Source organism: Collimonas sp. (assembly GCF_039923675.1).
In the GTDB taxonomy this organism is placed as follows: Bacteria; Pseudomonadota; Gammaproteobacteria; order Burkholderiales; family Burkholderiaceae_D; genus Collimonas.
In genome coordinates this window covers 1-13,567 of the sequence record NZ_JBDTCG010000015.1, presented here as the reverse complement: position 1 = coordinate 13,567, position 13,567 = coordinate 1, and the positions used below count along the sequence as shown (strand labels likewise).

The window sequence follows — 13,567 nt, the reverse complement described above, 5'->3', positions numbered from 1 at the left end:
GAGAGGCTTCCTGAAGATCGACAGGGATCACATGCCGTTTTTCAAAATCGCCATTTGCGGCTTGTCGCCGTTCGCATCAGGCTGGATGGTAAAAGGGTATGTGGCAAGCCAGGCGCCTGCGGCCCAGTATGTCCAGCCGCCCCAGACCGGACTGCTGCCGGCGCCGTTGACAATGGCGGATAAAGCGCTCAGGCACGGGGCGTTATCGGGCACGCCAAACTCGCCAAGGAACAAGCGCTTCTGCGTCGTATTTGCCCATTGCGTGATGTTCGCCATGATGGCGCTCAGGCTGGCCGGATCAACACAACTGTCGCCGGTTCCTGAAAAATCCGCATCGGCATATTGATGCACTTCGATCATGTAATTGTTTGCAGGATCCTGAAACGACTGGAATGCATCTGCATTCGATATGCCATTACTCTTTGCATACCAGGAATGCGCACCGCTCCAGCTGCCGCCGGCAACCAGGACCAGATGCCGCGCGCCATATAACCGCAACACGTTTAACGTATTCTGCGCCGCGTTCGCCCAATCCCCGATTGACATATAAGCGGGTTCATTCATGAGGTCGAACGCAACGTTTGCGGGATCATTGAAAGCGTTTAGCAGACGTACCCATAAGTCGGTCAATGCCCAGGCAGGCACTGCAGCCGAATTGAGAGGCTGGCCTCTGTATTGGCCAAAATTGTGAACATCAAGAATGATGCACATACCCAGCGACCGGGCGGCGGCGACGGCATCCACGATCCTTTGCAATTCGGCTGGATCAAGCGGCGAGAATAATTGCGGCTGTATCCTCTCCCACAGAAACGGCAGCCGGAAAGTATTCATGCCATCCGTTTGGAAATGACTCATCTCGGTCACATCGGGATAGATGTAGTCCTGCGCATAGGTTCCCGGCAATTTGTCAGCCGCGAATTCTGCGCCGCTTAAATTGACGCCGACCATCCGGCGGCCGTCCATGCAATTGGCGCTGGCGAGCTGGCAAAACAAAACACATGCCACAACGGCCATGATTTGCCGCCAGTTCCCCAGGAAACGATCAGCGTTGCTACTTTCAGCAAATAACCTAAATATCTTCATCTGATATCGCTTCATTGCGGCAGGAAACAATTTGATTTTAGGAAAATATTGCCGTATGTCAATTTAAATTGTGCATCGCAATGTAACGCCTCATTGGCGGACTGGATTTGTATTGGGCGGCGACGAAGCCGCTACCGGCCACCACTGCACAACACCCCATGCGAACTCGGGCACGACGAACAACCACAGCAATGGCGCTCCCGTGGTAACCAGAGCCCACGCCATCCAGACGGAGAAAAGAAAACGCGCGACGCCATCGAAGCGCCCAAGCCGCAGAGCCGGATCGACAATGCGCAGCGCTGACCACACCACCACAATGCTGCCCAGCAAGCAAGCGATCAGTACATGAAACGGCCCGAAAGCGGGCAAGGCAGCGCCGCCTAACCATTGATTGGTTGCCGACATTTGATTCCACAGCAATGCAAAACTCCACGGGGTAGCGAAGGGCGCGGTAAGCAGCAGGTCATAAATCGCGCTCGCGCGCACGATCCGTAAATAGGTTTGTAACGAGACTGGCGGCATGGATGTCATTCTGAAAGGTTGCGGTCATTCATTCTCAACCTTGGAGTACACTTGAAGGTCAAGCCCTTTCGACGTGACGGTAACCTATGCAAATTGGCGCACTTTCCTCAGCCACCGGCCTGAGCCGCGATACCTTGCGTTTCTATGAAAAGCGCGGCTTGCTGATCCCCGGTCGCCGCAACAACGGCTACCGCGACTATCCTCCCGAAGCTGTTGATTGGATGCGCTACCTGCGTATAGCCCAGACGCTAGGCTTCACTTTGGCCGAAATCGAAGCCGATTTGCCCTTGCTTGCCGCACCCGACGCCTCTGCGCCCATGCTGCGCGAAGCACTACTGTGCAAGCTGGCGGATATTGACGAACGGATTGCCGGGCTCGCTACCTTGCGCGGCGAATTGGCGCGGCGGCTCGCAGAGCCGATGGCGGCTTGTCCGCTCAGCGGATAGCGTCCATTTCAGCTGCCCCTTGTCCTGTTGATTGCTGAATCACGCTCAAAGAATGCCGGCGAGAGGGTGAATAAACACCGAACCGTCCTTGGTGAAAAGCCAGCCGAGCGCGCAGCAATTCAGAATCACCGTGATCCAGAATATCCACTGGAATGCCTGTTTCCTGGATTTGTGGCGCAATATTTTCTGAGCCACCACTGCGCCCGGCCACCCGCCTATCAATGCCAGCATGTGCAAAGTGCTTTCCTTGGTTCGCCATTGCTTGCTTTGGGCGGCTGATTTATCGATGGCGTACACAATGAAGGTAATGACGCTTGTCACAACATAGAGGGCTGGCAGAGCGAGTGGAAGCCGGCCCAAAAGACTGGCCAGGACCAGGAAACAGCAAAACACAGCGGTGAAAATCATCGCAAGCGAGCCGGATTCGGAAGGCGCCGGCGCGATGGCCCGGTCCGCTGCGAACCTCACCTTATCCGCGCGATATCGTCCTTTTTCTTCCAGGATCAACTCGTAGCTGATGAGGTCCCCCTCCACAGGCCGTCGCCCACGGCTGGCAAACGCCTTGACATGGACAAAGGCTTTTTCGCCGCTACCGCTGGTGGCGGCAAAGCCGAAACCTTTGTCGTCCTTCCAGCTGGTGATTTTTCCTTGATAGCGCATGGGGTTTGAGTGGTTGCAGGAATCGTATTAAAAAAGCCCGCCTGCCTTGCGGCGGCGGGCTAAATCCAAAACTTAGGGAGTATTGGAGGAGACTTGACAAACATTGTGTCATCCAGCCGATTTTCAATATCCCTGCCCGGTCATTTTTGCCTGACTTTGAACGATCTCCGAAGATCTGGGCGATTTCAGTTTGTTCGCGATACTGCAATAAGCCGCAATGGCTCACCCACATTTAGAATTATGGATGCGTACAAAGAACTTTCTAATCAGTGCGATGGGTTAGCGGGGTAACCAATCGAAATGAATGGCAATGGCCACGCCGGCCGCTATCAATGCAATAGATCCCAGGAAAAATAACAAATTTTTGCGATTGCCAGATACTTCAGAAATCCCCCCGCCAGATAGCGTGAGGATCAATACTATTAATACGCCTATGCGCGTAAGTAGGTTGGCGATGCCTCGGAATATCCATTCGGCGTCGCGTCGCCATCTTGGCTTGTGATACTCAATCGGCCTGGGGCGTTCGAATACTGGCGGTTTGTCGAAGATCATAGAGGGATATTTGTAAGTCGCTCCGACGAGTTCAGGACAATGACTCGTTATCAGCAGGCCATTTTTTAAACGCAAATACCCAGTACAGCACAATATTCACAACCGGGACGATTAGCACAAGTGCCCAGAACGGGGAATGACCTGTACGCTTCAAAATTTTTGCGGCTGGAATAAATAACACCACGAGGTATGCAAGAATAATGATCCAGTGCCAGATGCTAAATGATCCCATGATTCATTCCTAAAATAAGTATGTTGATTTATCTAATGCACCGGTCATTGCAGCCACTCAGCAACGCCACCGTGCCGGGAGCATGTACCTCTATGGTTCTTACTGAAGCTATAAGACCCGTCGCGACACTGTGCTGATGCTCCTACTGGGGCGCGACCATTCTTAACGTGGGCTGGCGAATGAACAGTTTGTCCGCTCTTGTTTGCGTAATGCCCATGTTCGACAAGCTGTGATTCGTCAGGCTCTGCTTGATACGAGTTCGTTGCTTTGGCAAACACCTGAGTTGAAAGTGCTGCGGTAAGAATGATTGAGGCCGCGGCTATTGCAATAATTCTGGTGACGGACATTCTAAAATTCCCCTGTTTTTATTTTTATCTGTACGCCGGTGCGCCTTGTTATTCTCTTGTTCCGAATTTGCTTTTACAACGCGGATAGTTACGACAGCCCCAAAACACGCCGCGCGGACTCTCTCGCTTTACCATCTTGATTCCACACGACGCGCAAGTCGGAGTGGTGTAATCGCCCTCGAATGCGAAATCGAGAAGCTCCGCTTGGCTTTCCGCTGACAGCTCTTGAATTTTCTTTACGAAACCAGGTCCGTCCAACAGTTGCATGGGATTGGCAGCGCCAAATGTCACTGCATCTTTGCTATATGAGCCAGTAGTGAGAAACACACCGCGTGAAATTTTCTCAGAGGCCATTACCCCTAAAAGCTCACGTACCTCTTTCACTCCAACCAAGCGGGCATTCCAGGCCTTGCATTGCACGACGGCCAGCGGCTTAGACGGATTGTGTTTGAATAATTTCACATCAATACCACCATCGGCGCCACACCGTATCGTTTCGGATTTAAACCCGACAACCTCGTAATACTTCGCGCACAGCAGCTCGAATCGCTTCCATTCCAGAGCACGTAATGCTTCCACGCTCCAGACATCAAATGTATTTTTGCCGCGGACAGATTCAGTGATGTTTTGATTGGAAACACCCCAGCGGTTGTCCAGGTTTGTGGGGGCGGCAGTGATTATGGGTTCACGTTTGGCATGTGTTCGTTGACGCGGTGCTTCAATTTTTTCCGCGCTATTGGTGGTTTTAGCCACTGCGAAAGCAATGAGCCCGCAGAACCAGAAAAACACTAAGGGAAGCCATGCCGCTGAATGAGAAAGAGAGGCAATGCCATTCAACATTGGGCTGCTTGAGAGAAACGACGGTAATATCCAGCGCAGCACGGCAAAGAACACACACCCGAGCAAAAGACTCACTTGCCATGGGAGCGCTAATACATCTGTCATTCCTGTATTTGACCGTCGGCGCCCCATCATTTCCTCTTGCAAAGCGGTTTTCTGAAATGTCTTTTGATCAATATGTTGTCAAGTTACATCATTGATTTGCGCTGGGCAACATAAATTAGCTAGAGCAAGAGTTTTTCGTTCAAGACGTCTGTTGCTAAGTACGTTCGAAGGCGGCCCATATTGCATAATATGGGCAGCAAATTCTAGGTTTGATAAGGGTTTTGAGAGATTTGTTCGACGTTATTGAACAGTGCTGGATGACTACTTACTTCCCAATACAAAACCGCGAAAAAATCACCCCCAGCAAATCATCCGGCGTAAACGCCCCGGTAATGCTGCTCAGCCGATCCTGCGCCAGCCGCAACTCTTCCGCAAACAAATCCAGCGCCTGGTCGTTCACCCGGTTATCCAGATTCGCATGCTGGTCCGCAATCTCCAGATGGTCGCGCGCCGCCTTCAGTGCAATCAGGTGCCGCTCGCGCGCCAGGTAGCGCGACTCGCCGGTTTGCTGCCAGCCGGCGATGCGCAGCAGTTCCGTGCGCAGCAGATCGATGCCGAGGTGGTCGGTGGCCGACAGGTAAATATGGGTGACGTCGCCCATCATGTCCACTGCGGGTTTGTGGCCCGACTGGTCGATCTTGTTCCAGATGCGGATCACCGGCGCATTGCTCGGGAAACGCGCGACGATCTTCTCGTCGGACAGCGCCGGGCCGTGGTTGGCGTCCAGCATGTGCAGGATCACATCGGCCTTGGCCACTTCCGCCCAGGTGCGTTCGATACCGATCCGTTCGACGTCGTCGTTGGCGTCTTCCGCCTCGCGGATGCCGGCGGTGTCGATGATGTTGAGCGGGATGCCTTCCAGCTGGATGGTTTCGGTGACCTTGTCGCGGGTGGTGCCGGCGATCGGCGTGACGATCGCCACGTCGGATCCGGCCAGCACGTTCAGCAAGGACGATTTGCCGACGTTCGGCTGGCCTGCCAAGACGATGTTCAAGCCGTCGCGCAATAGCGCGCCTTGTGCGGCCTGGCTGAAGACATTGTCCAGCGTGCTGCGGATGGTCGCCAGCTGGCCGCGGGCGTCGGATTTTTCCAGGAAGTCGATTTCTTCTTCGGGGAAATCCAGCGTCGCTTCCACCAGCATGCGCAAGTTGATGACTTGCCCGACCAGCGCATGGATCACTTTGGAAAACGCGCCCGACAGCGATTCCGACGCTGACTTGGCCGCGGCTTCAGTGGAGGCCTCGATCAGGTCGGCCACTGCCTCTGCTTGCGCCAGATCCAGCTTGTCGTTGATGAAGGCCCGTTGCGTGAATTCACCCGGCTCGGCCATGCGCAAGCCGAGTTCCTGGCCGGCCGCCAGGCAGCGGCTCAGCAGCATCTGCAACACCACCGGACCGCCATGGCCCTGCAGCTCCAGCACGTCTTCGCCGGTGTAGGAATGCGGCGCCTTGAAATAGATCGCCAGGCCCTGGTCGATGACGCTGCCGTCGGCATTCTTGAACGGCAGGTAGGTAGCGTGACGCGGGACCAGCTTGTTTTCCGCAATGCCGCAAACGGCTTCGATGACGCTGCCGAGGTTTTTACCGGAAATGCGTACTACGCCGATGCCGCCGCGTCCGGGAGCGGTGGCGATGGCGGCGATGGGGGAGGAATCGAAAGACATGGAATTATTCTACGAGTGTTGTTGGATAATAGAAACAGCGGCAAGCGCAAGCCAACAAAAAAGCCCGTGAATTCTTGATTCACGGGCTTTTTTACGACAAACGAACTATATCGTTTTTAAGCTTTCGCAGGGGCCGATCCCATCTTGCGGGTAATCACCCATTGCTGCGCGATCGACAGCACGTTGTTGGTAACCCAGTACAGCACCAGGCCCGATGGGAAGAAGAAGAACATGACCGAGAAAATCAGCGGCATGAACAACATCACCTTGGCTTGCATCGGATCCGGCGGCGTCGGGTTCAGCTTGGTCTGGATGAACATCGAGACAGCCATCAGCACCGGCAAAATATAGAACGGATCGGGTGCGGCCAGATCGTGGATCCAGCCCAGCCACGGCGCGTTACGGAACTCCACGCTCGACAGCAGCACCGAATACAGCGACAGGAACACCGGGATCTGGATCACGATCGGCAGGCAGCCGCCGAGCGGGTTGATCTTTTCGGTCTTGTACAGCTCCATCATGGCCTGGTTCATCTTTTGCGGCTCAGACTTGAAGCGCTCGCGGATCGACGTCATCTTCGGCGTCACCAGCTTCATCTTGGCCATGCTGCGATAGCTGGCGGCCGACAATGGGAAGAACGCCAGCTTGATCAGCACCGTCAAGGCGATGATGGTCCAGCCCCAGTTGCCCAGCGCCTTGTGGATCTGCGTCATCAGCCAGAAAATCGGCTCGGCGATGATTTTCTGCCAGCCGTAGTCCTTGACCAGAGTCAGGCCCGGAGCGATCTTTTCCAGCACGGCGGTTTCTTCCGGACCGGAATACAAACGCGCATCCAGCGTAGCGCTGGCGCCCGGTGCAATCGTGCCCATCGGCAGGATGTTGCCGACAGCGTACAGGTTGGTCGCCAGTTTTTTCGTGAAGATTTCGCGCGGTGAATTGCCTTGCGGGATGAACGCCGACACAAAGTAATGCTGGATGATCGCAAACCAGCCATCGTCAGCCTTGGTTGCATGATCCGCCTTGCCGCCTTCGATTTTGTCGAAAGCAAATTTCTGGAACTTGCTGCCATCGGTGTACACCGCAGCGCCGGTGAAGGTATGCACGAAACGCTGTTCGCCTTCAGGGGCATTGCCGTCACGCACCAGTTGCAGGTACAGCGAAGGCGAAACCGGCGCGCCGCTGTCGTTGGTCACGGTGTGCTTGACGTCGATCGAGTAGTCGCCACGGGTGAAGGTAAAGGTCTTGGTCAGCTTGACGCCGCCTTCGGTCGATTCCAATACCAGTTGCACCTGGTTGCCGTTGTCCAGCGTACGCACGCCGGGCAATGCGGTGAACAGCGACTTGTGGTTAGGGAAAGGACCGCCGATCAGGCCGGTTTCCGCCAAGTAGGTACGGGTCGCGCTGGAATCGAACAACACCAGGTTCTTCGACGAGTCGACAGTGTCTTTCTGCTTCAGCAGTTCCAGGCGCTTCAGTTCGCCGCCGATGGTATCAATGTCGGCTTTGACGACATCGGTAGTGATGGTGATGATCTGACCCTTGACGTCAGTTGCGGCAACAGCAGGCACGGCGCTGGCCGATGCGGCCGGCGCACCGCTAGCCGAAGCTTGCGGGACATCGGTGCTGGCGCTGGCGCCGGCGGCTGCACCGGCAGGGCCGGTAGCAACAGGAGCAATCTGGGTAGTGCCTGGGAAGAACAGCGACGGCTGGCCGTTATGGCGCTGCCACTGGTCCCAAAGGAACAATAGCGAGACCGAAAATACAACCCACAGGACGGTACGTTTGATATCCATAAGAGTATTTATCTATGATTCAGGAATGGCTGCAGCCGCAGGATCGGGAAGCCGAACTTGCGGGTTTGATAGCAGATGGAGATGTGGATGACGGGTGCGGCGGCACCGGATCGAGTCCGCCGGCATGCCAGGGATGGCATTTGCACAGGCGACGTCCGGCCAGCATGCTGCCCTTCAGGGCGCCATGCGTGCGGATTGCTTCGGCTGCGTAATCGGAGCAGCTGGGATAAAAACGGCAATTCTGTCCCAGAAACGGGCTGATGCCCAGTTTGTAGAGTCGCAACAGGAACAGTAGAGGCATTTTCATGACAGCTTTTTTCCTTCTTCTTCCAATCCGCCTTATATAAAGGCAGATCGAAACAAAACAAGCCGGTGATATTACAAGCCTGGATTCGGACTACAGCGATTCGGACTACAACGAACCAGCCGCCAGACGTTGCGATGCGAACAGCTGTTTCAGCTCGCCGTGCAATTCTCGCTTCAAGCGCGCGGTGGTAGCCGGGCCTGCCTTGGTGTTTACCGGTTTCGATAAACGCACAATACAGTCGATAGGCGGCAACGGCGTCAGACGAAACAGCTCGCGCGTAACCCGTTTTACGGTGTTACGCGTCACAGCGCGCGGCGCCAGCCGCTTCGCCGCCACTACGCCCAGACGGGCATGCGGCAACGTATTGCGGCGGGTATACAAGACGAAATGCGCTGTTCTAAAGACAGGGCGCAAACGAAAAACGGATGAAAACTCATCCGTTTTAACGATGCGCCGGTCGCGTGAAAAATCCTGGACGGAGTTTTTGGAACAGTCGTCTGGTTTATCTGTCACGCAAGCAACGCCTTAGCGTCCGGCTTGATTAAGCTGCCAGACGTTTGCGGCCTTTGGCGCGACGTGCATTCAGCACAGCGCGGCCACCGCGGGTTGCCATACGGGCGCGGAAGCCGTGAGTGCGCTTACGGCGCACGACGGAAGGTTGGTAAGTACGTTTCATGTTGGTCTCGCTAATCAGCAAAAATAAATCGGATCTTCACACTCAGAGCGCTGAGTTTCTACCCTTTCGCTACCTGATCTGGGCCTGGGTATCACGACGTACAACTACGAAATCGGGACAGTGGCAGGAGACAGTCAACGCACAAACGAGCAATTCAGCGGACAGTGAACCTTGAATTAGAACGCATTTTCTGCTTGTTTGTCAATCACTTAGCGCTCTTTTCCACAAGGTCTTTTTCGCCGGGCCACCCGCAATAATTGGCTTTGCCTGTGGATAACTTACGCCAGCAAGGGTAGAATAGCGACTTATGTGTGGCACGCCCGCCAGTTATGCATTGCGCAGTACTACTGAACACCGCGTGCAATAAAAACATCAAGCCAGGGCGTAAAGAACCTCATCCCGCACACCTTCACTTAGAACGATTCATGGAAAATTTCTGGCAGAGCTGCTCTACCCAGTTGGAGCAGGAATTGACGCCTCAACAATTTAGCGCGTGGATAAAGCCGCTGATGCCCCTCGACTACGAGGACGGCCGCCTGCGCATAGCAGCGCCAAATCGCTTCAAGCTGGATTGGGTCAAAACGCAATTCGCCAGCCGCATCACCACCCTGGCGCACCAATATTGGGAAGCGCCGGTCGAGGTGCTGTTCGTGCTCGACCCGCGCAAATCGACGCCGGCGCCAGCCATCGCCCACATGCCGGTAGCGCACGCTAATAATAGTAGCGAACAATCCGGCGCGCAGTCGTCGGCTGCCAGCGGCGGCAATTATGGCAATAGCAACTTCGACCGCCTGCCGGACGTGCAGACCGAGAACAGCGCCAGTAGTGCAAGCCTCGCGCGGCGCGACCAGTCGCGCATCAATACCGCACTGAGTTTTGACAGTTTCGTCACCGGTAAAGCCAACCAGCTGGCCCGCGCGGCAGCGATCCAGGTCGCCAATAATCCCGGCGTTTCCTACAATCCGCTGTTCCTGTACGGCGGTGTGGGCCTTGGTAAAACCCACTTGATCCACGCTATCGGCAACCAGCTGCTGGCCGATAACCCTAACGCCAAGATCCGCTACATCCACGCAGAACAGTACGTTCGCGACGTAGTGACTGCTTACCAACGCAAGGGTTTCGACGACTTCAAGCGCTATTATCATTCGCTCGATTTGCTGCTCATCGACGATATCCAGTTCTTCGGCGGCAAGAGCCGCACCCAGGAAGAATTCTTCTACGCGTTCGAAGCTTTGATTGCAGCGAAGAAACAAATTATCATCACCAGCGACACCTATCCGAAAGAAATCACTGGCATGGATGACCGCCTGATTTCGCGTTTCGACTCCGGCCTGACGGTCGCCATCGAACCGCCGGAACTGGAAATGCGGGTCGCCATTTTGCTCAAAAAAGCAGCATCCGAAGGCGTGACTTTCTCCGACGACGTGGCGTTTTTTGTTGCCAAACATTTACGTTCCAACGTCCGCGAACTGGAAGGCGCACTGCGCAAGATTCTTGCTTACTCCCGTTTCCATGGCAAAGACATCAGCATCGACGTTGTCAAGGATGCACTAAAAGATTTGCTGTCGGTACAGAATCGCCAGATCTCGGTAGAGAATATCCAGAAGACGGTAGCGGACTTCTTTAACATTAAAGTTGCCGACATGTACTCGAAAAAGCGGCCGGCCAATATCGCCCGTCCGCGCCAGATTGCAATGTACCTTGCCAAAGAATTAACGCAGAAGAGCTTGCCGGAAATCGGCGAATTGTTCGGCGGCCGCGACCATACCACGGTGCTGCACGCGGTCCGCAAGATCGCCGCCGACCGCACAAAAAATCCGGAATGCAATCACGAATTGCATGTGCTGGAACAGACACTGAAGGGTTGATTTCGGCATTGTTGGCGATTGTGCACTTTGCCTGCCGCCCTGTGGATAAGTTTGTATAAGGCAATTTCAAGTTAAGACAGGAAGTGTGGTTTTTTTGCTGATTTGGTTAAATCAAGTTGCTTGTAACCAGCTTGTTAAAAATAGCAAAAAAAGCCGCAAAGCGGCGCTGTTTTACACGGTTTGTGAGTCGTAGAGGGTCGATTTAAGTTACATTTACAGACTGTAGGAAGTATTCAAATACGTAGACAGCCAAGGTCATTATTAACCTCCCCGTCATCCCCGCGCACGCGGGGATCCATGGGGGCGCACAGTCGTGCAGCGCAAATTGGGTTCCCGCGTGCGCGGGAACGACACAGCGGGAGTGACCAGTGTCTCTTTAAAGCACACACAGCAGCAATATTTGATTTTTAAATAACAAGGATATAGCTATGCAATTGGTCAAAACCAACCGAGATACCCTTCTCCGGCCACTGCAGATCGTGAGCGGTATTGTCGAGCGTCGGCACACTTTGCCGATTCTGGCCAATATCCTCATTCGCAAAGACGGCGAAAAGGTCTCTTTCTTGTCTACCGACATCGAAGTGCAAATCACCACCAACGCCAAGGTCGGCAGCGGTAGCGAAGTTGCAGCCACGACCGTCGCCGCCCGCAAGCTGCTCGACATCCTGCGCGCCCTGCCCGACACCGGCGAAGTCTCGCTGACGCTGAGCAACAAGCGCATGACTGTGCAGTCCGGAAAATCGCGTTTTGCGCTGCAAACCCTGGCCGCCGAAGAATTCCCGACAGTGGCCCAGGCAGACCACTACAACGCCACCGTCACCCTGCCGCAAAAGACGCTCAAGCACCTGTTCAACATGGTGCACTTCTCGATGGCGCAGCAAGATATCCGTTACTACCTCAACGGCCTGCTGCTGGTCCTCGACGGCAAGAACGTCATCGCGGTTGCCACCGACGGCCACCGCCTGGCGTTTTGCCAGGTCGCCACCGAGCAAGAGTTCGCGCGCCAGGAAGTCATCATCCCGCGCAAGACCATCATCGAACTGCAACGCCTGCTGGAAGAAACCGACGAACCTGTCCAGCTCGAAATCGCCAACAACCAGGTCAAGCTGTCGTTCGCCGATATCGAACTGATCTCCAAGCTGGTCGAAGGCAAGTTCCCCGACTACACCCGCGTGGTGCCGAAGGGCTACAAGAACGACTTCACCATCAGCCGCGACCAGCTGCTGCGCTCGCTGCAACGCGCCGCCATCATGACCAGCGACAAGTTCAAAGGCGTGCGCTGGGTAGTCACCCCAGGCAGCCTCAAGATCAGCTCCACCAACGCCGATCAGGAAGAAGCGATCGAAGAACTCGAAATCGACTACGGCGGCGATAGCGTCGACATCGGTTTCAACGTCACCTACCTGCTCGACGTACTCAACAACCTCAAGGGCGACAACGTCAACATCGCCCTCGGCGACGCCAATTCCTCCGCACTGATCACCGTGCCGGAAAACGCAGACTTTAAATACGTAGTCATGCCAATGCGGATCTAGCAATGACGCTCGCCGTCAACCGCCGTCATCCCCGCGAACGCGGGGATCCAAATTAGTGAGTCAATCAGTAAAATGGATTCCCGCGTTCGCGGGAATGACGTGGTCGGCGAGACGCGGTCGGCCAGACGCGGTCGGCAAGTAGCAGCGAAAGTAATAGATTGTCCCGTGACGCAAATTCAGCGTCCCGAAACCAGTATTCCCGAAGTCAGTTTTTCAGAAGGTAGCCATGTCATCAGCCCCAGATAACACCAATCAGCCGCAACCCAATGCATACGGAGCGTCCTCGATCCAAATTCTCGAAGGCCTGGAAGCGGTACGCAAACGCCCCGGGATGTACATCGGCGATACCTCTGACGGCACCGGCTTGCACCACCTGGTATTCGAAGTGCTGGACAACTCCATCGACGAATCGCTGGCCGGCCACTGCACCGAAATCCACGTCACGATCCATTCCGACAACTCGATCTCGATCACCGACAACGGCCGCGGCGTGCCGACCGGCATCAAGTTCGACGACAAGCACGACCCCAAGCGCAGCGCAGCCGAAATCGTCATGACCGAGCTGCACGCCGGCGGTAAGTTCGACCAGAACTCCTATAAGGTATCCGGCGGCCTGCACGGTGTGGGCGTGTCTTGTGTTAACGGCCTGTCCAAGCTGCTCAAGCTGACCATTCGCCGCGACGGCAAAGTGCATTACATGGAATTCGTCCGTGGCGTCCCGCAAAACCGCGAAACCGAAACCATCGACGGCATGCTGGTCTCGCCGATCAAAGTCATCGGCGACACCGACAAGCGCGGCACAGAAGTGCACTTCTGGGCCGACGAAGAAATCTTCACGCACGTCGAATTCCACTACGAAATCCTGGCCAAGCGCATCCGCGAACTGTCCTTCCTCAACAACGGCGTGCACATCAAGCTGACCGACCAGCGCACCGGCA

The 13,567-nt window shown here is 55.1% G+C and carries 14 protein-coding genes; 4 read left to right on the top strand and 10 right to left on the bottom strand.

What is annotated here, in order from left to right; all coding sequences use genetic code 11:
- Positions 1-27: 27 nt before the first annotated feature.
- Positions 28-1,113 (bottom strand): glycoside hydrolase family 5 protein, encoded by a 1,086-nt coding sequence (locus ABI171_RS02950; protein ID WP_348091117.1) that lies wholly within the window; start codon positions 1,111-1,113, stop codon positions 28-30.
- Between the two features lie 60 nt (positions 1,114-1,173).
- The gene (locus tag ABI171_RS02945; protein ID WP_348091116.1) at positions 1,174-1,605 is read right to left on the bottom strand and encodes a hypothetical protein; all 432 of its coding nucleotides are present in this window, start codon (positions 1,603-1,605) and stop codon (positions 1,174-1,176) included.
- Positions 1,606-1,691: 86 nt separating this feature from the next.
- Here ABI171_RS02945 and ABI171_RS02940 point away from each other — a divergent pair, with 86 nt between their 5' ends.
- On the top strand, positions 1,692-2,051 hold the full coding sequence (locus ABI171_RS02940) for a MerR family transcriptional regulator (protein WP_348091115.1): 360 nt from the start codon (positions 1,692-1,694) through the stop codon (positions 2,049-2,051).
- Positions 2,052-2,096: 45 nt separating this feature from the next.
- On the opposite strand, the gene ABI171_RS02935 is transcribed toward ABI171_RS02940, so the two are convergent.
- The 8 genes from ABI171_RS02935 to rpmH all read right to left on the bottom strand — a co-directional run bounded on the left by ABI171_RS02935 (position 2,097) and on the right by rpmH (position 9,226).
- A complete protein-coding gene (locus ABI171_RS02935; protein WP_348091114.1) occupies positions 2,097-2,711 on the bottom strand; it encodes a cold shock and DUF1294 domain-containing protein in 615 nt (204 codons plus the stop codon).
- Between the two features lie 828 nt (positions 2,712-3,539).
- Positions 3,540-3,842, bottom strand: a complete 303-nt coding sequence (locus ABI171_RS02930) for a DUF3761 domain-containing protein (protein WP_348091113.1) — start codon at positions 3,840-3,842, stop codon at positions 3,540-3,542.
- A 48-nt stretch (positions 3,843-3,890) separates the two neighbouring features.
- Complete coding sequence (locus ABI171_RS02925; RefSeq protein WP_348091112.1) at positions 3,891-4,787, bottom strand: restriction endonuclease; 897 nt, start codon at positions 4,785-4,787, stop codon at positions 3,891-3,893.
- A 265-nt stretch (positions 4,788-5,052) separates the two neighbouring features.
- Positions 5,053-6,450, bottom strand: coding sequence for a tRNA uridine-5-carboxymethylaminomethyl(34) synthesis GTPase MnmE (gene mnmE / locus ABI171_RS02920; RefSeq protein ID WP_348091111.1), 1,398 nt, complete (start codon positions 6,448-6,450; stop codon positions 5,053-5,055).
- Positions 6,451-6,566: 116 nt separating this feature from the next.
- A complete protein-coding gene (yidC, locus tag ABI171_RS02915; RefSeq protein WP_348091110.1) occupies positions 6,567-8,243 on the bottom strand; it encodes a membrane protein insertase YidC in 1,677 nt (558 codons plus the stop codon).
- 19 nt (positions 8,244-8,262) lie between these two features.
- Entirely contained in the window at positions 8,263-8,550 is a 288-nt protein-coding gene (yidD, locus tag ABI171_RS02910) for a membrane protein insertion efficiency factor YidD (RefSeq protein ID WP_348091109.1), read from the bottom strand.
- A 105-nt stretch (positions 8,551-8,655) separates the two neighbouring features.
- The gene (gene rnpA, locus ABI171_RS02905) at positions 8,656-9,063 is read right to left on the bottom strand and encodes a ribonuclease P protein component (protein WP_348091108.1); all 408 of its coding nucleotides are present in this window, start codon (positions 9,061-9,063) and stop codon (positions 8,656-8,658) included.
- Positions 9,064-9,091: 28 nt separating this feature from the next.
- Positions 9,092-9,226 (bottom strand): 50S ribosomal protein L34, encoded by a 135-nt coding sequence (gene rpmH / locus ABI171_RS02900; protein WP_061535510.1) that lies wholly within the window; start codon positions 9,224-9,226, stop codon positions 9,092-9,094.
- A 425-nt stretch (positions 9,227-9,651) separates the two neighbouring features.
- On the opposite strand from rpmH, the gene dnaA reads away from it, so the two are divergent.
- From dnaA to ABI171_RS02885, 3 genes are all read left to right on the top strand, one after another.
- A complete protein-coding gene (gene dnaA, locus ABI171_RS02895; RefSeq protein WP_348091107.1) occupies positions 9,652-11,094 on the top strand; it encodes a chromosomal replication initiator protein DnaA in 1,443 nt (480 codons plus the stop codon).
- 428 nt (positions 11,095-11,522) lie between these two features.
- Positions 11,523-12,629, top strand: coding sequence for a DNA polymerase III subunit beta (dnaN, locus tag ABI171_RS02890; RefSeq protein ID WP_038483788.1), 1,107 nt, complete (start codon positions 11,523-11,525; stop codon positions 12,627-12,629).
- A 226-nt stretch (positions 12,630-12,855) separates the two neighbouring features.
- On the top strand, positions 12,856-13,567 hold a 712-nt coding region (locus tag ABI171_RS02885; RefSeq protein ID WP_348091106.1), incomplete at its 3' end, for an ATP-binding protein.

Coding starts and splice junctions, on each gene's coding strand:
- ABI171_RS02945 (WP_348091116.1), bottom strand. CDS start 1,605: ATGCCGCCAGTCTCGTTACAAACCTATTTACGGATCGTGCGCGCGAGC.
- ABI171_RS02940 (WP_348091115.1), top strand. CDS start 1,692: ATGCAAATTGGCGCACTTTCCTCAGCCACCGGCCTGAGCCGCGATACC.
- ABI171_RS02935 (WP_348091114.1), bottom strand. CDS start 2,711: ATGCGCTATCAAGGAAAAATCACCAGCTGGAAGGACGACAAAGGTTTC.
- ABI171_RS02930 (WP_348091113.1), bottom strand. CDS start 3,842: ATGTCCGTCACCAGAATTATTGCAATAGCCGCGGCCTCAATCATTCTT.
- ABI171_RS02925 (WP_348091112.1), bottom strand. CDS start 4,787: ATGACAGATGTATTAGCGCTCCCATGGCAAGTGAGTCTTTTGCTCGGG.
- mnmE (WP_348091111.1), bottom strand. CDS start 6,450: ATGTCTTTCGATTCCTCCCCCATCGCCGCCATCGCCACCGCTCCCGGA.
- yidC (WP_348091110.1), bottom strand. CDS start 8,243: ATGGATATCAAACGTACCGTCCTGTGGGTTGTATTTTCGGTCTCGCTA.
- yidD (WP_348091109.1), bottom strand. CDS start 8,550: ATGAAAATGCCTCTACTGTTCCTGTTGCGACTCTACAAACTGGGCATC.
- rpmH (WP_061535510.1), bottom strand. CDS start 9,226: ATGAAACGTACTTACCAACCTTCCGTCGTGCGCCGTAAGCGCACTCAC.
- dnaA (WP_348091107.1), top strand. CDS start 9,652: ATGGAAAATTTCTGGCAGAGCTGCTCTACCCAGTTGGAGCAGGAATTG.
- dnaN (WP_038483788.1), top strand. CDS start 11,523: ATGCAATTGGTCAAAACCAACCGAGATACCCTTCTCCGGCCACTGCAG.